The organism is Methylophaga lonarensis MPL (genome assembly GCF_000349205.1).
Lineage (GTDB): Bacteria > Pseudomonadota > Gammaproteobacteria > Nitrosococcales > Methylophagaceae > Methylophaga > Methylophaga lonarensis.
Genome location: NZ_APHR01000013.1, coordinates 28,788 through 49,902, shown reverse-complemented (window position 1 = coordinate 49,902; position 21,115 = coordinate 28,788). Strand labels below are relative to the sequence as shown.

General features: G+C 50.9%; 18 protein-coding genes. 11 read left to right on the top strand and 7 right to left on the bottom strand.

Annotated features, from left to right (window positions below; translation table 11 throughout):
* Nucleotides 1-368: 368 nt before the first annotated feature.
* Genes MPL1_RS02885 through doeB2 form a run of 4 tightly spaced genes read right to left on the bottom strand, consistent with a single transcriptional unit; the run spans nt 369 to nt 5,461 of the window.
* Nucleotides 369-1,730: an NAD-dependent succinate-semialdehyde dehydrogenase gene (locus MPL1_RS02885; RefSeq protein WP_009725631.1), complete on the bottom strand. Its 1,362-nt coding sequence runs from the start codon at nt 1,728-1,730 to the stop codon at nt 369-371.
* A 9-nt stretch (nt 1,731-1,739) separates the two neighbouring features.
* Nucleotides 1,740-2,984: an ectoine hydrolase gene (gene doeA, locus MPL1_RS02880; protein ID WP_009725630.1), complete on the bottom strand. Its 1,245-nt coding sequence runs from the start codon at nt 2,982-2,984 to the stop codon at nt 1,740-1,742.
* Complete coding sequence (locus MPL1_RS02875) at nt 2,981-4,261, bottom strand: aspartate aminotransferase family protein (RefSeq protein ID WP_009725629.1); 1,281 nt, start codon at nt 4,259-4,261, stop codon at nt 2,981-2,983. Before MPL1_RS02875 ends, doeA begins: the two co-directional genes overlap by 4 nt.
* Before the next feature lie 18 nt (nt 4,262-4,279).
* Nucleotides 4,280-5,461 (bottom strand): N(2)-acetyl-L-2,4-diaminobutanoate deacetylase DoeB2, encoded by a 1,182-nt coding sequence (gene doeB2 / locus MPL1_RS02870; protein WP_009725628.1) that lies wholly within the window; start codon nt 5,459-5,461, stop codon nt 4,280-4,282.
* Between the two features lie 413 nt (nt 5,462-5,874).
* On the opposite strand from doeB2, the gene MPL1_RS02860 reads away from it, so the two are divergent.
* The 6 genes from MPL1_RS02860 to MPL1_RS02835 all read left to right on the top strand — a co-directional run bounded on the left by MPL1_RS02860 (nt 5,875) and on the right by MPL1_RS02835 (nt 12,354).
* A complete protein-coding gene (locus tag MPL1_RS02860) occupies nt 5,875-6,255 on the top strand; it encodes a DUF6627 family protein (RefSeq protein WP_009725626.1) in 381 nt (126 codons plus the stop codon).
* Nucleotides 6,255-7,373, top strand: a complete 1,119-nt coding sequence (locus MPL1_RS02855; protein WP_009725625.1) for a PA2778 family cysteine peptidase — start codon at nt 6,255-6,257, stop codon at nt 7,371-7,373. Before MPL1_RS02860 ends, MPL1_RS02855 begins: the two co-directional genes overlap by 1 nt.
* A gap of 8 nt (nt 7,374-7,381) precedes the next feature.
* Nucleotides 7,382-8,026, top strand: a complete 645-nt coding sequence (locus MPL1_RS02850) for a 2OG-Fe(II) oxygenase (RefSeq protein ID WP_009725624.1) — start codon at nt 7,382-7,384, stop codon at nt 8,024-8,026.
* 37 nt (nt 8,027-8,063) lie between these two features.
* Complete coding sequence (locus MPL1_RS02845; protein ID WP_009725623.1) at nt 8,064-10,325, top strand: lipopolysaccharide kinase InaA family protein; 2,262 nt, start codon at nt 8,064-8,066, stop codon at nt 10,323-10,325.
* A gap of 90 nt (nt 10,326-10,415) precedes the next feature.
* Complete coding sequence (locus MPL1_RS02840; protein WP_009725622.1) at nt 10,416-11,168, top strand: endonuclease/exonuclease/phosphatase family protein; 753 nt, start codon at nt 10,416-10,418, stop codon at nt 11,166-11,168.
* A gap of 43 nt (nt 11,169-11,211) precedes the next feature.
* A complete protein-coding gene (locus MPL1_RS02835) occupies nt 11,212-12,354 on the top strand; it encodes a PepSY-associated TM helix domain-containing protein (protein WP_040576815.1) in 1,143 nt (380 codons plus the stop codon).
* Here the strand turns inward: MPL1_RS02835 and MPL1_RS02830 are convergent.
* Nucleotides 12,336-13,037: a type 1 glutamine amidotransferase gene (locus tag MPL1_RS02830; protein WP_009725620.1), complete on the bottom strand. Its 702-nt coding sequence runs from the start codon at nt 13,035-13,037 to the stop codon at nt 12,336-12,338. The two genes, MPL1_RS02835 and MPL1_RS02830, sit on opposite strands and share 19 nt — an antisense overlap.
* Before the next feature lie 146 nt (nt 13,038-13,183).
* Here MPL1_RS02830 and MPL1_RS02825 point away from each other — a divergent pair, with 146 nt between their 5' ends.
* Nucleotides 13,184-15,517, top strand: a complete 2,334-nt coding sequence (locus MPL1_RS02825) for a methyl-accepting chemotaxis protein (RefSeq protein ID WP_009725619.1) — start codon at nt 13,184-13,186, stop codon at nt 15,515-15,517.
* Here MPL1_RS02825 and MPL1_RS13685 read toward each other — a convergent pair.
* Entirely contained in the window at nt 15,507-15,665 is a 159-nt protein-coding gene (locus MPL1_RS13685; protein WP_161604005.1) for a hypothetical protein, read from the bottom strand. The genes MPL1_RS02825 and MPL1_RS13685 overlap by 11 nt on opposite strands.
* 73 nt (nt 15,666-15,738) lie before the next feature.
* Here MPL1_RS13685 and MPL1_RS02820 point away from each other — a divergent pair, with 73 nt between their 5' ends.
* Nucleotides 15,739-16,668 carry a sodium-dependent bicarbonate transport family permease gene (locus MPL1_RS02820; protein WP_009725618.1) on the top strand — a complete coding sequence of 310 codons (930 nt, stop codon included), beginning with the start codon at nt 15,739-15,741 and terminating at the stop codon, nt 16,666-16,668.
* Nucleotides 16,669-16,679: 11 nt separating this feature from the next.
* On the opposite strand, the gene MPL1_RS02815 is transcribed toward MPL1_RS02820, so the two are convergent.
* A complete protein-coding gene (locus MPL1_RS02815) occupies nt 16,680-17,075 on the bottom strand; it encodes a gamma-glutamylcyclotransferase family protein (protein WP_009725617.1) in 396 nt (131 codons plus the stop codon).
* A 6-nt stretch (nt 17,076-17,081) separates the two neighbouring features.
* On the opposite strand from MPL1_RS02815, the gene gluQRS reads away from it, so the two are divergent.
* The 3 genes from gluQRS (at nt 17,082) to MPL1_RS02800 (ending at nt 21,102) form a co-directional block, all read left to right on the top strand.
* Nucleotides 17,082-18,050: a tRNA glutamyl-Q(34) synthetase GluQRS gene (gene gluQRS, locus MPL1_RS02810; RefSeq protein ID WP_235045508.1), complete on the top strand. Its 969-nt coding sequence runs from the start codon at nt 17,082-17,084 to the stop codon at nt 18,048-18,050.
* Between the two features lie 308 nt (nt 18,051-18,358).
* Nucleotides 18,359-20,659, top strand: coding sequence for a putative monovalent cation/H+ antiporter subunit A (locus MPL1_RS02805; RefSeq protein ID WP_040576813.1), 2,301 nt, complete (start codon nt 18,359-18,361; stop codon nt 20,657-20,659).
* Nucleotides 20,656-21,102, top strand: a complete 447-nt coding sequence (locus MPL1_RS02800; RefSeq protein ID WP_009725614.1) for a Na+/H+ antiporter subunit B — start codon at nt 20,656-20,658, stop codon at nt 21,100-21,102. Before MPL1_RS02805 ends, MPL1_RS02800 begins: the two co-directional genes overlap by 4 nt.
* The last annotated feature ends 13 nt before the right edge of the window (nt 21,103-21,115 follow it).

The window sequence follows — 21,115 nt, the reverse complement described above, 5'->3', positions numbered from 1 at the left end:
TGCTTCCTGCCTACACCCGTCATTCCGGAAAACGCTCGGCGTTTGTCCGGAATCCGCTGCATCGTTCTTTCTGAATTCAGATTCCCGCCTACGCGAGAATGACGGTTCGGATAGAGTGGTGGCTGTCTTTGTTGGGCTTCGCTTTGGCTCAGCCGCAACCTACGGTAGTCGTGGCCGAAACGTGCTTCCTGCCTACACCCGTCATTCCGGAAAACGCTCGGCGTTTATCCGGAATCTGCTGCATCGTTCTTTCTGAATTCAGATTCCCGCCTACGCGAGAATGACGGTTCGGATAGAGTGGTGGCTGTGATTGTTGGGCTTCGCTTTGGCTCAGCCGCAACCTACCACTGTTATGCCATAAAGACGTGCTACTTAATCCAGATTTGCTTGGCGTTTACAAACTCACGGATACCGTGTGGTCCTAACTCACGGCCAAAGCCGGAGGCTTTGATGCCACCACTGGGCAGTCGAGGGTCGGTTTTGACGATGCCATTAATGGCGACCTGGCCTGCTTCGAGTTGCATGGCCATTCGTTCTGCCAGACCGGCATTGTCGGTCCACACGGCCGCACCCAGTCCATATTCGGTGTCGTTCGCCAATTCCAGTGCATGCTCGGCATCATTTGCCTTAATAACCGCCATCACCGGGCCGAAGGTTTCTTCTCTGAAAGCCGTCATATTTGGCGTTACATCGGTGAGCAAAGTGACTGGGTAAAAAAAGCCTTCCTGTTCTGGTAAATCGCCACCCAACAGGCATTTGGCGCCTGCGGCAACGGTGTCTTGCACTTGGCGATGCAGATTGAGTTGCAGATCCTTGCGGGCAATCGGGCCAATATCGGTTTCTTCTGATAACGGGTCGCCCAGTTGCAGTTTGGCAAGGCGTCTTTTCAGCTTGGCGATAAAGCTGTCATAAATGGAAGCCTCAACAATAATGCGTTTGGCGGCAATGCAGGACTGTCCGGCATTGATGATTCTGGACAGCACGGCAATATCGGCTGCGCGCTCCAAATCGGCATCGGCCAGCACAATGCATGGATCGCTACCGCCTAATTCCAGTACGCAGGGTTTAATGACGCTGCCAGCTTTGGCTGCGACTTTGCTGCCAGCACCGCTGGAGCCGGTGAACGAAACGGCGGCAATGCGTTGATCTTCAATGGCCATTTCCACCATCGAGGTTTCAACCGGCAGATTGACCATAATGTTGTCTGGCACACCGGCTTTGACAAAGGCATCGGCAATAGCGGCTGCGGTGTAGGGCACATTGGGATCATGCTTCATCACGCAGGTATTGCCTGCCATCAAGGCCGGTGCCAGAAAGCGAAAAGCCAGCCACACCGGCGCATTCCACGGCAAAATGCCAAGCACGGTGCCAAGCGGCGGATAACAGACATAACTTAATGACGCATCTGAATCCAGTTCTTCTCTGGCCAAATAACCCTCGGCATTATCCGCATAGTGTTCGGCACAAAAAGCGGCTTTTTCAACCTCCGCCAGCCCTTCCTTGATGGGTTTACCCATCTCGGTGGCCATCAATTCGGCCAGGCGCTGTTTTTCGGCACGCAGTTGTTTTGCCACTGCTTTTAACACTTGTGCCCGATATTCAAAGCTCATGGCGCGCCATGCAGGGGCCGCTGAATATGCCTCGCCTATGCGATCAAACAGTTCGCTTCGCTTTAATGATGGGATATCACCCAGTTTTTTTCCTGTACAGGGATCTGTTGCTGTGAGCATGACGACCTCTTAGCTTGCAGTTGTTTTTGCGGCGGTGGATTTCTTGGCTGACTTGGCGGTATCGAGCGAGATCAGCTTCTGCTGCCCCTCGTCTGGCTTGACCACAAAATCACGATCCATGGTGAAAAATGATTCACAGCCATCTTCAGTGATATGAATGGTGTCGGAAATTCCGCAGGTTTTGTCGCCATCCACACCCCACATCCAGGGGATAATATGGAAGGTCATGCCCGGCTTAAGCACGTTCGATTCACCTTGTTTCAGGCTGACGATGTAGCCTTCATCCCAACTGGGCGGGAAGGCAATGCCGATGGAATAACCGGAACGGGTCACCAAGCGGGCACCGATATCATTTTTGGTGATGATGTTGCGAATCAGGTTGTCCGCATCGGATACCGTCATGCCCGGCTGAAATTTGCTGTGCACGGCGTCCAGCGCCATTTTCATGGTTTCCTGTGCCTTGTACATCGAGGGCGATAATTCACCCAGCACAACGGTGCGCATCATCGCCGTGTGATAACGACGGTAACAGCCACCGACTTCCAGAAACACATGCTCACCCGGCTGCACAATACGACCTTCCCAGGTGGCATGACCAATCATGGTGCGTGGGCCTGAAGTGACATAAGGCATCACGGCTGGCGGTTCGCCACCGGCCATGAACATGGCAGCACTGACTGCTGCGCCGATTTCATTTTCAGTAGCGCCGGCTTTGCAGGCTTCAATACCTGCCTGCATACCCGCTTCGGTCGCCCGCGCAGCATTTTGCATCAGAGCGATTTCCATTGGAGATTTGCACACTCGGCCTTCTTCGACGATGCCAAAACAATCCAGCAGCTTGCCTTCGGTCAGCGTGGTGTGAATGCAGTCCTGATGGTAGGCCGGAAAGAAATAACTATTACGCTCATAGCCAATGCGTTTTTTATCCAAACCAAATTCGCGCAGCGCATCCACCAGCATCTGAATCGCGTCACCGGTGTCTGGGTATGGCCGGGTGATGTCCACCCAGGTTCGGTGAATCACATTCGATTCTTCCAGTTTTCGGGTGATCATGAACGGCTCATCTTCCAGCGGCACCACCAGTGCCTGAAAAAACGAGTAACCCGTGGTCTGATAATCGGTGAGATACATGATGTTTTCCGGATCGGAAATCACCACGGCATCCATGTGCCGCTCGGCAATGCGTTGACGCAGTTCGCTCAGTCGTCGTTCGTATTCCTCAAACGGGAAGGTCATATCATTGCGTTCTCTCATGCCGCTGCCTCCATGTGCATCACGCTGTCGGTGACCTTGGCGAGAATATCCAGGCCCTGCTGCAAATCTTCATCAGGAATAGTCAGCGGCGGAATCAGTTTGACCACCCGGCCGCCGGTGCCACAGCTGGCAATCAACAATCCTTGGTCAAAACACTGGGCAACGATTTTTTTGGCCAGATCGCCATCGCCCACATCCAGACCGACAATCATGCCTTTGCCGGTGATGTTGATGGCATCGTGCTGCTCGGCCAGCGGCTGCAATTTTTTCAGTACGGTTTCGCCGTCCTGACGCACCTTGTTCATCAGCGCATCATCGTCAAAGTAGTCCAGTGCGACGTCCCCAGCGACAAAAGACAAGTTTTGCCCACGGAATGTGCCGGTATGCTCACCCGGCGACCAGTGATCATCGAACTCAGGTTTGACCAGATTCATCGCCATGGGTGTGCCCAGACCGCCGATGCCTTTGGCAAGGCAAACAATGTCCGGATCAATATCCAAATCATCGAAGCTGAAGAAAGAACCGGTGCGGCCCATGCCCACCTGAATATCATCAACAATCAATAATGAACCGACTTCTTTTGCCAATTGTGCCAGTGCCTGAATCCAGTCTTTATCGGCCACTTTTACGCCGCCTTCAGCCTGAATGGTCTCCAGTAAAAATGCCGCAGGCGGTGCGATACCACTGGAACTATCGGTATAAATGGCCCTGAGTTGATCAATGCTGTTCATGCCGCAGCCCAGTTCGCAGCCGGGGCAAGGCTTGTCACAACCAAAAGCAAAGTGCTTGACGTGGTTGAGCGGCACGCCAGCAGCATTTCGGAAATATTGATTGGCCGTGGCACTTAATGCCCCCAGCGTCATGCCATGAAAGCCATGACTGAATGCCACAATATCCTGACGTCCAGTAGCTCTGCGAGCCAGTTTCATGGCGGCTTCAACCGAGTTGGTGCCGGTCGGCCCCATAAACTGCAAACGATGTGTCATGTTGCGAGGTTTCAGAATGGTCTCGGTGAAGTGCTCCATATAACGACGTTTGGCGGTGGTATGCATATCCAGGCTGTGAATCACGCCACCTGATTGCAGATAATCCACCACAGCAGCTGTCATGCGTTGGTTGTTATGACCAAAGTTGAGTACTCCGGCCCCTGCAAAAAAGTCGATATATTGCTTGCCGTTTTCGTCGGTTTGCCGCGCGTTGTCTGCTTTATCAAACACGGTCGGGTAGACCCGGCAGTAGGCTTTAATGGCGGACTCTCGTTGCTCGAATATGCTCATTGGCTTCTCCTCTGAAAATCAAGCGATGTCGGGGAATGCTTCCTCCGGAACAGGTGCGCCAACCAGGCGCGAAAACAGACAACTGACCAGCGGGATCAGTCGATCATTGAAATCGTAATGCGGGCTGTGACAGGGTGATTGGTGATCAGGACCATCGTCACTGCCAATCAGGGCAAAGGCACCGGGAATTTCCTGCAGGTAATAACTGAAATCTTCTGAGGCCATGATTGGCACAGTTGTCAGGCTGTCAATGGATTGCTCACCATAAAGCGACTGCCAAGTCTGGCGCACTTGCATGGCTTCGACAGCGTGGTTGATCGTCGCGTCATAACGAGGACTGATATGCACATCTGCAGCAACGCCAAAAGTCAGCGCTGTTTGTTGACTGATCTCGGTAATCAGCCGATTCACTTCATCACGGGTGACCCGGTCGGGCACACGAATACTGCCACCCAGCATGGCATTTTGTGGAATCACGGTGGCCGCACTGGGCGCATTAATTGAAGTCACACTGACCACGGCGGTTTGCTGTGGTGCCAGTCTGCGGCTGATGATCTGTTGCAGATTCAAGGTAATTGCACTGGCCGCCAGCACCGGATCTCGACATAACTCTGGCTGACTGGCATGTCCACCTTGTCCCGTGAGGTGTATTTCAAAAGTGCCGTTACCACACATCACCAGACCATCAGGACACAGCAACTGGCCGAACGGAATGGCTGGCCAGTTATGCCAGCCAAAAATTTTATCGACGCCTTCCAGCGCGCCGTCGTTGATCATTTCTCTGGCCCCGTGACCGCCCTCTTCAGCGGGCTGAAAAATGAGCGTTACCGGTCCGGGCAGACTATGTTCGTGGAATTTCAGCCAACTGGCAGCCGCTAATAAGGTTGCAGTATGTCCGTCATGACCACAGGCATGCATGCAGCCGCTCTGCCGAGATGTCCAGCTTTTCTGGGTGTCTTCCTGAATCGGCAAGGCATCAATATCACCACGCAAGGCGATATGTGGCCCTTTGGCCTCAGCATTGAGAGTAGCCAGCGTGCCAGTGCCTGCACACGGTCGCCAGCTGATATTCAGGGTGCTCAGATACTCGCGAATTCGGCTCGCAGTCTTGAACTCCTGCCAACCCAGCTCGGGTTCGGAATGAAGCTCACGTCGGATTTTTTGTGCGGTGGTGATGGTTTTCTGCCAGACATCTGACATGGTCCCTCCCCGGTTTGAACAGCGTTGGTGGCTGCTGTTCTGGATTCAAAACAATTGCATTTTCACAATGAACAGATTGCGCGGAATTTGCAAACCGCCTGGTTCAGGCCAAGTCTGCACGACAAAATTACGCAACACTCATGCCATAAGCCGACAAGCAAACAGGCGTGTTTGTTCATGGAAATTCAACAAAGCCCCAAAATTAACCACACAATAAACATAGTTTTCAACAAGTTAAAAAATGAACTTTACAATATTTATACTTTTCAAACTGGCTGATGAATGCTATTTTTGAACCATCACACAACATCAAATGCACACAGACTGCATACTTGAACGCACCAGATGAGTGAACAAGGCAAGCCCGCTTGCCAGCTGAACCATTTTTTAACCTCAACAATGAAAGGTGATTTATGAAACGCAAACTGACAAGCTGGATTATGATTCTTGCTTTCTTCGGCACCACCACCTTGCCACTACAAGCCGCGATGATTTCAACGCCTGATGTGATTGCCGTAGAACAAAGCCAGTATGACCGTGCTCAGCTGATTGCTTTGCTGGATCGTGACGATGTGCAATCACAACTGCTGGCAATGGGCGTCTCGGCGGAACAAGCGGCAGAACGTGTTAACAGCATGACGGATCTGGAAGTTGCCCAACTGAATGAAAGACTGGCTGATCTGCCTGCCGGTGCCGGTGTTCTGGGTGTCGTCGTCATCATCTTTGTCGTCTTTGTGATTACTGATGCGATTGGCGCAACCAACATCTTCTCTTTCGTACGCCCAGTGAGATAATGACCTCGGTATTTTTGACCACCAACACCCAGCCACGGCTGGGTGTTTTTTTTGTCTTGCTGATGCTGTTGCTATCAGGCTGTAGCCACACGCCACAGACACAGCAACTGATGCAGCTCGATCATGCCGAGCCCCACATCGAGCTTTTTGATGTGCCGTTTTTCCCCCAAACCGAATATCAATGTGGCCCGGCGGCTTTGGCCACGGTGCTGAATTTTCGGGATATTGAAATCAGCCCCGATGAACTGACCGCTCAGGTCTATGTGCCAGAGCGTAAAGGCAGCCTGCAAATTGAAATGACGGCAGCCGCACGTCGACAAGGTTTGGTCGCTTATCCAATCAATCCATCAATGAGCGATTTATTCAGCGAGGTTGAGGCTGGCAACCCGGTGCTGGTGATGCAAAACCTTGGCTATAACTGGATGCCTTTCTGGCATTACGCTGTGGTGGTTGGTTTTGATCTGAACCAGCAAACTGTCATCCTGCGTTCAGCCGAAACCAAACGCATGACAACCGCCTTGGCCACCTTTGAACGCACCTGGGCCAGAACTGACTACTGGGGACTGGTGATTGTCGACCCTCATCAACTGCCCGCCACTGTCAATGAAGTAAACTGGTTACGCAGTGCTTATGATTTGCAACAGACCGGCCAGACTGAAGCCGCGCTGACCGCATATCAGACCGCTCATCAAGAATGGCCTTCATCTTCAAGCTCAACCATTGCACTGACCAATCTTTTATACGAGCAATCAGATTACCGCGCCGCAGATGAGGTGTTTGCCAGAGCACTGGCGCAAAACCCATTGCAAGCTGACCTTTGGAACAACCGCGCCCATGTACTCAAAGCATTGCAATGTCCGCAGCAGGCTCGCAGTGCCGCAGCCTGTGGGCTCTCTATTGCGCCTGACAACTCCCACCTGCAATCAACCCATCAAACCATGCGAGCATTGGATGACCAGCAAGCTGAGACTGGCCTGCCCGACCGTCGCCTGCCCGTGGTAACCGCGGTGCCAGAAGCCATTTGTTTCAACAAGCATCTGAATAAGCAAAAGCACAATATCAGTGGTTGTATTATCATGGTGCGTGTATTTTCTGATGATCCAAACTGGCAGCGTTGAGGCCTTCCATGAGCACTGTTTTAAATATTGAATCCCTGCGTTCAGCGCCGGTTCAAACTGATCCGTTTCCTTTTTTCAGCGTTGAACGCAGTATCGACGACACGCAGCTTGCCGGGATTCTGCAAGATTTTCCCAGCATTGAGGATGGCGGCAGTTTCAATGTGGATGATGTTGAAATCAGTCCACGATTCCAGCAGTTTCTGCAATCGATCGACAGCCCGGAATTTCGTCAGATCATTCGTGACAAATTTGCTGTAGATGTCATGGATTTGCCGATGATGATGACGCTTCGCGGCTATTCACGAAAAAAAGACGGCCGTATTCACACGGACTCCAAAACCAAGCTGGTCACCATCCTGATTTACCTCAATGACGAATGGACCGCTTCAAGCGGTCGACTGCGTATGCTGCGAGATGGAGAGAACATGGATGATTATGTCGCTGAAATCACGCCAGGGCCGGGATCGCTGGTAGCGTTTAAAGTCACTGATAATTGCTGGCATGGCTATCCCAGTTATGAAGGCACCCGCCGTTCGATTCAAATCAACTTTTTGACCAGCGAAAAAGCCAGCAGCAAACATCGTTTTTTCCACAAACTGAGTGCCAAACTCAAAGCCCTGTTTAGACGCAATAAATCTGCTGTCAAACACTGAAAACCACCGCGCCACCATGACTACTGGATTGATCTGAATGAACCAGCCGCCCTCGTCGACTGAAAACACCGCTTTGCCAGAAAACGGCCCTGTAATGAATGGCCGTCTGCTCAGACATGCCCTGCCCTATGCTCTGACTGGCGGCTTATCTTTCCGCAACGGTCATATTCCGCAGGGTGGCCATCAAATTCCCGAAGACTTTGTCGGTGTCGGTGTGACCACCAATGATGACCCGGCAACCGATGAAGTCGTGCTGGAAGCGATTCGGGTACTCAAGTTAAAACAAGTCCGACTTGATTTCACCTATGGCGATGAAGATGGCGCTGTCGCACGTTTACTGGAACGATTACTCAACACCGAGGTCAAGGTGCTGCTAAGTCTGGTGCAGCCGTTTCGTGAAGCACAGCAAATGAAACAACAAGCCGCACAAGAGCGCTGGCAAGACTTTATCAACATGATTGCCAGTCGCTATGGCAAGCGGGTCGCAGCGGTGGAAATTGGCGCAACCTGCAATCGTCGCCGTTGGGCGGGCTACGATACACAAAGTTTTTTTAATGCCTGGGATATTGCCTGGCGCTGCCTGTCGGCACAGGGCATTGCGATAGCAGGGCCGAATATTTCTGACTTTGAGCCGCTCTACAACATCGCCATGCTCAAAGAGTTTCGCGCGCTGGGTCAATTGCCGGATATTCATACCAACAACCTGTTCAGCGAACGGGTCACTGAACCGGAACGCTTTGATCACCGGATATTGGGCATCCAACTGGCTACCCGACTTCGATTCAACCTGGTCAAAAAAGCGCGCCTGCTGCGTAAAATCAATGACCATTTCGGGGTCAAAAAGATGGTCACTCCTGCGGCCTTCTGGACCTTGCCGCGCATTGAACGTCTGCTGCTTAACAGTGAACAAAAGCAGGCTGATTACCTGTCTCGCTATTTTATTCTGCTGGCCGCTTCTGGCGCGTTTGATCAGGTCAACTGGGGACCGCTGATTTGTGCCCGTGAAGGTCTGATTGATGATGGTACTGGCAGCTATCCAGAACTGGAACGCATCACTCACTATCGTAGTGTGTCAGGTCAGGTGACTGATTTCAGAGTTCGGCCTGCTTTCCAGGCAATGCAGGCATTTAACCGTCTGATTCCAGCCAGCGTTTATCTGGGACCATTGCAAACAGCCGATCAGCTTGAGATACATGTGTTCCAGCAAGATCAGCATCTGATTCATGCCGCATGGACGGTGAATGGTCAGGCCGTCGCCTTGAGTGACTTGTATTCAGAAGCTGATCTGGCGACAGCCGCTTGCTTCAGCCGCGATGGTGAAGCCTTGTCACAATTGCCGGATCTCATCACCGAAGCGCCAGTGTATCTTCGCTGGACCACCACTCAGCCAATTAACATTTATCACTCGCCAGCTCGGGTTGAGCATATTTACAGACATTGGCCGGACAAACAGTATTTTGTCGTCAACGACGCTGATTGGCGCGGCATGATTGTCGCCAATAGTGCCGAAGAGGCAGAACAGATCCGCACACAGTTGCATCCAGATAATCTTCCGGCTGCCGATGAACAAAGCCTGCTGCGTAAAGCACGCAATGCTATCTGGAAAGTGACTGGCATTAACGGCGAACAATTGGTTGTCAAAAAACCGCTGAAAATGCATCCGCATAAGCGCTTGCTGGATCGGCATAAACCTTCCAAAGCACACAGAAGCTGGAACGCAGCCGGAGAAATGCTGCGACGCAACGTACCCACCGCTAAGCCTATCGCTTATTTTGAAAAAGTCGGTGACGAATCCCAGCTCAATAACTACTTCATTTGTGAGCGCGTTGATTACGACTTCACAGCCCGGGAAATGCTGTCCGCCTTTGCAGAAGGACACACCGAGTTTGACGGAATCAGTGACAAGGATGCCTATCAGCAGCTGGCGACATTTTTACTGCATTTGCACGGTCGCGGTATTTGGTTCAGGGATCTGGCCGGTGGCAATATTCTGGTGAAAAAACATGCTGACGCCAGGCTTGAATTCACGCTGGTGGATATCAACCGGGCACGCTTTTTCAACAAAGGCATTGCCTTCAAATATTGTCTGTCTGATTTAGCGCGTATCTGTAACAAGTTGCATTGGCCCGGTAGACATCAACTGCTCGGCATGTATTTCAGTCAGCGCTTCAAACCGCAAAAACTGACGTTCAGAAACTTGCTGCCGTTCTATCTTTACGATTTCAAGGTCAGTTTCAAACGCCGGTTTGGTCGCAAGGCTGTTCGGAGAATCTGGCGCAAACTTCGTGGTCAGCAGTAAGATGACCTTCAGGCTTGTCGGATATATTCGTACCAGCCACAACAGCATCAGGCTGAAACAGCTTTTTGTGACTAGCAAATCCGGAACCGCATGCAAAAACAGCAGCTACGAATACTGACCTACAACCTGCATAAAGGCTTTAATACCGGCAATCGGCAGTTCATTCTGCACGAGATGCGTGAGGCACTGGTGCAGACCGATGCTGACATCATGCTGTTACAGGAAATTCAGGGCGAACATACCGGACACCAACAGACGCAAATGCATTGGCCGGATTGTTGTCATTCCGAGTTTCTGGCTAAGGATGTCTGGCCGCACGTTGCCTATGCCAAAAACGCCGTTTATAACGTCGGCCATCATGGCAATGCCATCCTCAGCAAATTTCCACTGATTCAGTGGGAAAACATCAATGTTTCGCCGTTCAGCTGGGCCAGTCGCAGCCTGTTGCATGGTGTTATTGAGATGCCTGGCAGTGATCAGCAACTGCACATTATCTGCATTCATCTTGGCCTGCTCGGCATCGAGCGCAGAAGACAGTTTGTCACACTGTGTGAACGTATTGGCTCACATGTGCCAGATAACGCGCCATTGATTGTTGCTGGTGATTTCAATGACTGGAGCGGTCAGGCCGAGAAACATTTTGCCCGCAGGCTGGATCTCAGAGAAGCCTATCGGGCGTTGCACAATCGCCATGCCCGCACATGGCCTGCCTGGCTGCCGGTACTGAAAATGGATCGCATCTATTATCGTGGTCTCGAAGCAACACTGTGTGAAAGACCGCCACGTTCAGCCTGGACTAACCTGTCTGATCATGCGCCATTAATCGCCGCCTTTGAAATCTGACGCCTGACATGAATTTCCTGCGGTTGCTCATGGATGATGGCATTTGACTGTTCCGCTCTCGTATAGACGTCTTTGGCTGAATGTTCACCTATGGTTAGGCTTAACCATCGGTGTCATCTTCGCCGTGCTGGGTTTGACCGGCAGTATTCTGGCTTTTTATCCCGAACTTGATCGATGGCTGAATCCAGAACTGGTGGTTGAGGTGCCTGCTGAATCCAGCGCATTCCAACTGCAGCCAGTGCTGGAAAAACTTCAGGCCACACATCCGCATCGGCCCGATGTCTGGCGACTGGAATTGCCGGCACATGCTGACTACGCCATCACTGCCAGGTATTACAATCCAGAAGAAACTGCTGGTCAGAGCTTTGCCCCCTTGATGGTGGCGATTAATCCCTACACTCAGCAGATCATCAATGAGCGTTTCTGGGGCGATTACGCCGTCACCTGGATTTATAACCTGCACTATAGCTTGTTACTGGGCAGCAACGGCATCTTGCTGATCGCCATCATTGGGCTGTTGCTACTGGTATCAATCACCAGCGGACTGATTCTGTGGTGGCCCTCCAAACAGCGTCTCAAATCAGCGCTGAAAATACGTTTAAGGCATGGTTTTGCTCGCAAGGTCTATGACATTCATACCCTCACGGCCATCTACAGCAGTCTGTTATTACTGGTCATCATTGTCACTGGCGTCATGCTGGCACAACCGCAATGGTTCACTCCGCTGATTAATCAGTTATCACCACTTGAGCAGCATCCTTCGCCTCGCGTCACCGAACGGTCAGAAGCCTTTTTATCGCTGGATGAGATTCACAAAATCGCCGAAGCTGCGTTTCCAAACGCCAGAATGCGCTGGATTCAAACGCCAGGCGATTCAGATGGCGTCTTTTTTGTCCGAATGCAACAGGCTGCTGAACCTGGACAACGTTTTCCGAAAAGCCTGTTATGGATTAATCCGTACACGGGCGAAATTCTGCACAAGTTTGATCCCACCAATGTGGCTTCCGGTGACACTGTGATGAACTGGTTGCACCCTTTACACAATGGTGAAGCGTTTGGGGTTGCAGGTCGCAGCGTGATTGCTTTGTCAGGCTTGCTGCCACTGGTGCTGTTGGTGAGCGGCTACTTGCGTTGGCGACAAAAAAGACGTGCCCGCCATTTTCGAAATCAGGCTTTGGTCAGATAATTCAGGATTTGATGCAAGGTCTGATGATTTGCCGTGGTGAACTCCATCAGCTCTGCCAACATTTTTTGCTCTGTTTGTACCCAGCGAGCTGGCTGCAACTCGTCCCGGCAATGTTCGATGATGGCCTCTACCGAGCTCTGGGTTGACTCCAGATGAAACTGTAAGCCAATGACGTTATGCCCCAATTGAAAGGCTTGATTGGTACAGGCTGCGCTGCTGGCCAACAACTGTGCGCCGTCTGGTAAATCAAAGGTTTCGCCATGCCAGTGAAATACGGTTAATGAGGGTGGAAAATCGAACACAGCACTATCAGCTGCAACGGCAGTCACAGGCCACCAGCCTATTTCTTTTTGTGTATTGACGTAGACACGCGCTCCCATTGCCGAAGCGATAAGCTGAGCCCCCAAACAAATGCCGAGTATCGGCTTACCTGCCGCAATCATTTCACGAATAAACTGCTTTTCAGCGACCAACCAGCGATATTGCACTTCATCATTGATGCTCATCGGCCCGCCCATCACGACCAGCAAATCGATGTCCTCAACTTTTGGCAACTGCCAATCAGAGTAAAAATGACTACTGCTGACCTGATAATTGTGCTGATTCAACCAATCTTTGATCGCAGCTGGACCCTCAAACGGTACATGCTGGAAATAATGTGCTCGCAGTGTTTGATTTATCATTTTTATCCCAAAAAAACTTGACGTAAATCACATTTTTAACTCAGTCTAATCAGAAGGCAGCTTAAGTACAATGGAGCGTAGCCGATATTGTTGTGTAAGACCGTCTGACATTATTCAGGGCAACCAAGTCACAAAGGAATGATCGCATGAAGTTGAAAACCAGAATCACCCTCACCGCCGTTTTACTCTGTGCTGTTCCACTTATCATTACCTCGCTGATTATCAAAACCGTTGCCAGCCAGTCTGCGCAATCAGCATTGGAAAAAGTGGAACAGCAGGTACTTGACTCGGCACTGGAAGGCCAGAAAAGATTAATCGAAGAATACTTTGCTGACGCACAGGCGCAACTCGTTAATATGAGCCAATCGCCACTAATCGCTGACGCGCTAGGCAACCTCAGCGAAGCTGCTGGCACTTTCGCCAGTGACAGCAGCATTTTCAATAGAAATCAAGTCGCTTCAAGCGTGCAACAATATCTTGACCGTGAATTTGTGCCTCGCTATCTCGCCAATAATCCCGATCAACGCGCCTTTGACACTAGCCAGCTACTTCAAGGTATGGATCTGAACAGCCTTGCTCTGCAACAGCGCTATATTGTCGATAACAGACATCCAACAGGTGAAAAACACTTACTGGACGATGCCGGCGACAACTCCGAGTACAGCTACTGGCATGCCCGCTATCATCCCTATTTGCGCGATTTTGTGAAACGTTTTGACCTCTACGACCTGTTTCTGGTCGATGGTCAAACTGGAAAAATTGTCTATTCTGTTTACAAAGAAGTCGACTACGCCACCTCACTGCTCAACGGTGCATTAAGGGACAGCGGCCTGGCACAAGTATTTCGTGAAGTCGCCAACAGTAACCGACCAGATGCCTATGCGATTGTCGACTTTGCCCCCAACCTGGCCAGTTACGACGACACTGCCGCCTTTATGGCCAGCCCGATTATTGTGGATGGCGTCAACAAGGGCGCGCTGGTTTTCCAAATTCCCATCACCAGAATCAACCAGATCATGACCTTCGATGGGAACTGGCAGTCCTCGGGACTCGGGATGACCGGGGATACCGTAATTATCGGACCTGACAGACTGTTACGCAGTGAAGTACGTGAGATGTTGGAATCACCGGAAGAATACATCACAAGCCTGCGTCAGGCTGGGCAAGTCAGTGCCTCTGTTATTGATGACATCAAACGACGTGGCACAGCCGTTGGTTTGCTGCAGATTACCAATGCGCGCGCTGAAGCGGTGATGGCTGCGCAGCGAGGCTACGGCATTTTTACCGACTTACAAGGTGAACGTATTCTGTCCACCTATGCGCCGCTGAACATCAACGGTTTGCAATGGGCGATTCTCGCTGAAATGGATGAGACAGAAGCCTTTGCCAGTGTCAGACAGCTCAATATGACGCTATGGTTCTATGGTTTATTGGTGGTGCTCATCATGACGATCATTGCCGCTCTGGTCGCTGTGTTCTTCTCAAAACAGCTTTCTATGCCGATCATCAAAACTGCTGAATTTATCAAAACAGCAGCAGACAGCAGGGATTTGACCATGCGCCTCGAAATGAAGCGCGATGATGAAATCGGTGAAATGGCAGATGCTGTCAACCAAATGCTGAGCAACTTCCAGAAAAGCCTCAACGAGGTGGCAGATGCCAGTCATCACATCGCTGCCGCTTCGGAAGAAACCTCGGTCATTACCACTCAACTGAATCAGGCAATTCAGGAAAATCGTATGCAGACTGACCAGGTGGCCACAGCAATGACCGAAATGGTCAGTACGGTCAGTGAAGTGTCTCGCAATACGACCGAAACTTCGGTTGCAGCCAGCGAGGTTCAGCAACAGGTCAGCACAGGCACTGCCGCCATGCAAAGTTCGATTGGCCTGATTCGTCATCTGGAATCCACCATCATTGAGACGGCGGGTACCATTGCTGAACTTGAACAGAGCAGTAATACCATCAGCAACGTATTAAACGTCATCAACGATATTGCTGAACAAACTAACCTGCTGGCTCTGAATGCTGCTATCGAGGCTGCCAGAGCAGGTGATCAGGGTCGCGGTTTTGCCGTGGTGGCTGACGAAGTCCGAAATCTGGCCAGCCGTACCCAGGAATCCACTGGCGAAATCAGCCGCATGATTGAACGACTTCAACAAGCTGCCAAGCAAGCAGTTACCTCGATGGATCAGAGCAAAGCTCAGGTAGTTCAGTCGGTCGAACAAGTGAATCTGACTGGAGGGTCGCTCGAAACCATTCGTGACATGATCAATACCATTGGCGATATGAGTAATCAGGTTGCAACCGCCGCTGAAGAACAAAGCGCAGTGGCCGAAGAGATCAATCGCAATATCGTGCGAATCAACGATATGACGGTTCAGTCGGCTGAGGGCACCAGTCAAACCTCAATTGCCAGCCAGAATCTGGCAGAACTGGCCGCAAAACTGACCGAACTGGTGCAGCGCTTTAAAACCTGATAGTCACACCAAAAGCAAGATCGGCACTGCCTTGCGCAGTGTCGATCTTTTTCATTGAATCGTCACCACTTAGCTCGAATAGATTCAGCTTGCCTGCTGTTTTAAACCCCATGACACCGAAAATGACCCGATCGAATAATACAAACATGCAATAATATTGCTTGTTCTATTCCCCATAAATCGATAGAGTGCACGGCGTTTGCAAGCCGGGAGCCCCTGAAATGCCAGATATTGTTGTGATGTTTTTCCTGCTGGGATTACTGGCTGGAGTCGTCAAATCTGATCTGACTATTCCCAAAGAGGCTTATGACGTTCTCAGCTTGTTGCTGATGTTGACGATAGGCCTCAAGGGCGGCATGGCGCTGCATGGAAACCTTGGATGGACACTGGTCCCTGAACTGGCCGCAGTTGCCATGCTCGGCGTGATGATTCCGCTGATTCTGTTTCCGTTACTGTTAAAAATCGTTCGACTGAACCTGGCGGACAGTGCCAGCTTTGCAGCGCATTACGGCTCTGTGAGTGCCGGTACCTTTGCGGTGGCATTAGCCTATGCTGAAAGCCAGCAACTCGTCATCGGTGGGCAAGTGACACTGTATCTGGTGTTGTTGGAGCTACCGGCAATTGTGGTTGGTTTGTTGCTGTATCGCCGATTCAGTCGCGAAGGTATACAAAGTTCGCCTGCAGCCATGTTGCATGAGGCCTTGACCAATCGTGGCGTCATTCTGTTGGTGGGTGGTGTGATTATTGGGTTCATGTATGGCCCAATGCATGGTTCTGAAGTCACAGTGCTCTACACAAGTGCCTTCAAGGGCATTCTGGCCTTGTTCCTGCTTGAAATGGGTCTGGTGGCCGCTGATGCCCTCGGCAAGCTGTCCAGAGACAAAATCCGGGTGGTGTTGTTTGCCCTGATTGCACCAAGCCTGCTGGGATTAATGGGGCTGTTCACCGGCAAACTGCTGGGATTACCCAACGGTTCAATATTGATTCTTGCCAGCCTGACTGCCAGTGCATCCTATATTGCAGCGCCCGTCGCCATTCGCAACGCCATTCCCAGAGCCGATATCGGACTGGCAATGCTGGCAGCGCTCGGACTGACCTTCCCGTTCAACGTACTTATTGGCATTCCGCTCTACCATATGCTGATTGGCTGATATGGTTGCGATTATTCGCTGCTGGACAGAAAGTCTCCTGAAGCAATAACTGGCAAGTCGTGGAATGGAAAATTGTAGACATAGATCCAGGCATTGATCTCATCGCCCTGCTCCCGCGTGACCTTATAAATCTGCCTGACAAATTCATAAGGCTCAGAGAAACGCTCTGAACAGCCTTCATAATCATCAAGCACCGCCCACACACTGTGATCATGAATCTGATATAACTCCCCCGTTACCGAGGTGGCCGCATTATCAGTCATAACGAGGCCAGGGTAGTCCTCTATCTGAAACAGCAGCCCAGGTGCTAAGGCCTTGCCAATATATCGGCAATGCTTTTCCAACAAATGATGATGACTGCCTGCGCGACGTAAACTGCCATAAACAAATAAATAGTCTGCTTGCATGTTGATTTGAGTCTCGACTGGGAAACACTCACGGATATTGCTACATTCTGTCATTTATCTGATGCAACACAAGGCATGACTTCTGATTTGACTCCCATCGGCCGATTCGCGCCCTCACCCACTGGCCCCTTGCATTTTGGCTCACTGGTCGCGGCCAGTGCCAGCTATCTTGATGCCAGAAGCAAGGAAGGCAAGTGGCTGGTGCGTATGGAGGATGTGGACAAGTCACGCGAGCAGGCAGGCGCGGCCGATGCGATTTTGCAGGCACTAGAAATCTTTGGCTTTGAATGGGACGGCGAAATTCTCTGGCAAAGTCAACGCACCGAGATCTATCAGGCTGTATTAGATCAATTGAAACAAACGGGCCTGGTCTATCCCTGTGGCTGCACAAGGCGAGAAATTGTTGCCAGCGCACGCCTTGGACTTGATGGACTTATCTATCCGGGTTTTTGCCGAGAGGGATTAAAAAATGGCAAACAGGCCCGCGCCTGGCGACTACAGGTCAACCATCAGCCGGTCAGCTTTCGCGATCAGATTCAAGGAGACATTTGTCACGATCTTGCGGCGAACGTCGGCGATTTTGTACTAAAAAGAGCAGATGGTTTTTTTGCCTATCAACTGGCTGTGGTGGTCGATGATGCTGAACAGGGCGTGACTGATGTGGTGCGTGGTGCAGATCTGCTGGACTCAACCACGCGGCAGATTTTTCTCCAGCAACAGCTTGGTTTTCACACACCAAGGTATGCCCATATCACGGTTGCAACCGATGCTGCAGGCCTCAAACTCAGTAAACAAAATCGTGCACCGGCACTGGCCCTGAGCAACGTCAATCAACAACTCATCAAGGCCTTTGAGTTTCTGGGACTTGAAGGCGAGCAGTTTGATATTCAGATGCCTCTAAATGAATTATGGCAAACGGCAATCAGTCTCTGGCGAATAGACGCTATCAAAGCTGCAAGACAGGACGTCTGCTGACTGATTGATCAGCGCAAATCAGGCTGGGACACCGCCCGACAGGGCGATGCAAAGGCCCAGAAAACATCTGCGTCAAAACAGCCACTATATAATAAGAATAACTATATATTTTTCATCTATTTATTAATGTCTGTTACACAACTTATCGGCACTGATTTTCTTGCGCATGCTGTCTCTGTCCATTATTCTGATGCTCAAATAAATCCCATGAATGCCGTCTGACCGTCGGCGTAATTGTAAACACTGACCAGCACTTTTTGCCTGGATGGTAGCGAGTGTGTGTTTTTGAAATGGAGTAACCAGAACCAATGCTATACGCCGTCTTATCAGGATTTATCCTGGCCATGTTTGCGCCATGGGTGCAGCGTTTGGCAGGCGACCGCAGTGGCTGGATTCTGAGCCTGCTGCCGCTGTCACTGGCTGTTTATTTCGCCAGCTTCCTGCCTGAAGTCAGTCGTGGCGAAGTCATTATTCAGCAGTGGATATGGTTGCCCGGTATGGACATCAATCTGAGCTTTTTGCTGGATGGACTCTCACTGCTGTTCGCCCTGCTTATCAGCTTTATCGGCACGTTTATCATCATCTACGCCGGCAGTTATCTGAAGGGCCATAAAGATCTCGGCAGATTCTTTGTCATCATGCTGTCCTTTATGGCTTCAATGCTGGGCCTGGTTCTGTCAGACAATCTGATCAGCCTGTTTGTGTTCTGGGAATTGACCAGCATCACCTCCTATATGCTGATTGGCTTTGACCATGAAGACGAATCTGCCCGTAAATCAGCGCTTCAGGGTTTATTTGTCACCGTTGGCGGTGGCCTGGCACTGATGGCCGGACTGATCATGCTGGGAACACTGGGTGGCAGTTACCAGATATCAGAACTGCTCAATTCAGGTGATGCACTGCTGACCAGTAGCCTGAGCGTCGGCATGATAGTGCTCATTTTGATCGGCTGCTTCACAAAATCTGCCCAGTTTCCGTTCCATTTCTGGTTGCCCAACGCGATGGCAGCGCCTACGCCGGTCTCTGCCTATCTGCACTCTGCCACCATGGTCAAAGCCGGCATTTATTTGTTGGCCCGATTAAACCCTGCCTTGGCTGAACACTGGCTGTGGTCGGCATCATTGAGCCTGTTTGGCGCAATCACCATGTTTGTCGGCGCTTATCTCGCTTACAGTGCAACAGATGTGAAAAAAGTCCTCGCCTACTCTACAGTCATGGCACTTGGTACGCTGACCGTGCTGATTGGTATTGGCACACAGTACGCGCTGATTGCCTTTGCCAGTTTCCTGCTGGCTCACTCGATGTACAAAGCAGCCTTGTTCATGATTGCTGGTGTTATCGACCACGAAGCGGGCACCAAAGATCTGACCCGACTAGGAGGCTTGCACAAGGCAATGCCGGTCACTGCAATTGCGGCACTGATTGCAGCCTTGTCACTGGCAGGTTTACCGCCACTGTTTGGTTTTATCGCCAAGGAAGCGCTGTTTGAAGCGGTGCTGAGTACCGAGCTTTACAGCAATCTTTTGCTGATATTGGCATTACTTTCAGCCATGTTAGTGACAGCCATCGCTGCGGTGATTGCCATTAAACCGTTTTACGGAGAATTAAAGACCACGCCCAAAGCGCCACATGAAGGCCCTCTTGGCATGCTGGCAGGCCCGGTGGTATTGGCGTCCTTGTCTTTGTTGTTCGGCCTGATGCCGTTTTTGCCTGATAGTGGAATTTTGACCGCCACTGTTAATTCAATCTCCAGCGAACCTTTCGACTTCTATCTGGCACTCTGGCACGGCTTCAACCTGCCATTGCTGTTGTCAGTTATCAGCTTGTTAGGCGGTATCGCCTTGTATCACTTCTGGTCAGGTAACCGTCAGCACATCGGCACACTGACCCGACAATTGAGCCGCTTTGGACCTGAGGCCGGCTATTTCAAATTCATGGATGGCATTGTGTTTAGCGCCGATTGGCAAACCCGCGTTTTGCAAAACGGCAAGATGGGCAACTACATGATCGTGATGATCATGACCACGGTCATTTTGGTTGGTTATACCCTGCTCAGCCAGTATGGCTTCAGATTGACACTGCAAGCGAGCGACGTCGCCTTTTATGAATGGGCTATCGCTTTGCTGATGGTTGTCTCTGTGCTCTATGCAATTCAGACACGCTCACGACTGGGCGCTGTTGCCAGTATGGGGGTACTTGGCTTTACCGTCGCCCTGATATTTATTCACTTTAGTGCGCCAGATCTGGGTATCACTCAGGTATTGGTCGAAACACTGACGGTGATTTTGCTGGTGCTGGTGTTATTTAAACTGCCGGGCTTCTCTCGTTACTCCACGCGATTCGAAGTGATTCGTGATGCCAGTGTGGCGATTTCGATGGGTGTATTGATGACCCTATTGCTACTGGCCGCTATCGACACGCAATACTTTGAGACGATTTCAGCATTTTTCCTTGAAGCCAGTTATCCGGAAGCCAAGGGCCGCAATATCGTCAATGTGATTCTGGTCGATTTCCGTGCTCTGGATACGCTGGGTGAAATCTTTGTTCTGGCAATTGCAGCGTTGGGGGTTTACTCGATGCTTAAACTGCGCGCGGAGAAAAACTCATGATCGAAGACAACAAAAAAATCATGAAAACCAACACTCTGATTCTGCATACCGCAGCGCTTTTTTTGTTGCCGTTGCAGCTGATTTTTTCGGTGTTTTTGCTGCTGCGAGGTCATGATGAGCCGGGCGGCGGTTTCATCGCCGGACTAGTGGCCTCCGGCGCATTTGTGCTTTATCTGTTTGCCCATGGTGTTGCTTCAACGCGCAATATCTTGCGGGTCGAACCCCATGATCTGCTTGCCATGGGGCTGTTGCTCGGACTGGCAGCCATGTTTCCAGGTTTACTCTACGGAGAACCGTTCCTGACGGCACAGTGGTGGGAATTTACGCTGGCTGGTTCAGAAATCAAACTGTCAACAGTGCTGATTTTTGATATCGGTGTCTATTTCGCCGTGCTTGGGACCATCCTCACCATCGTGATGTCGCTCACAGAGGCCGAAGAATGAGCCAGTCACTCAA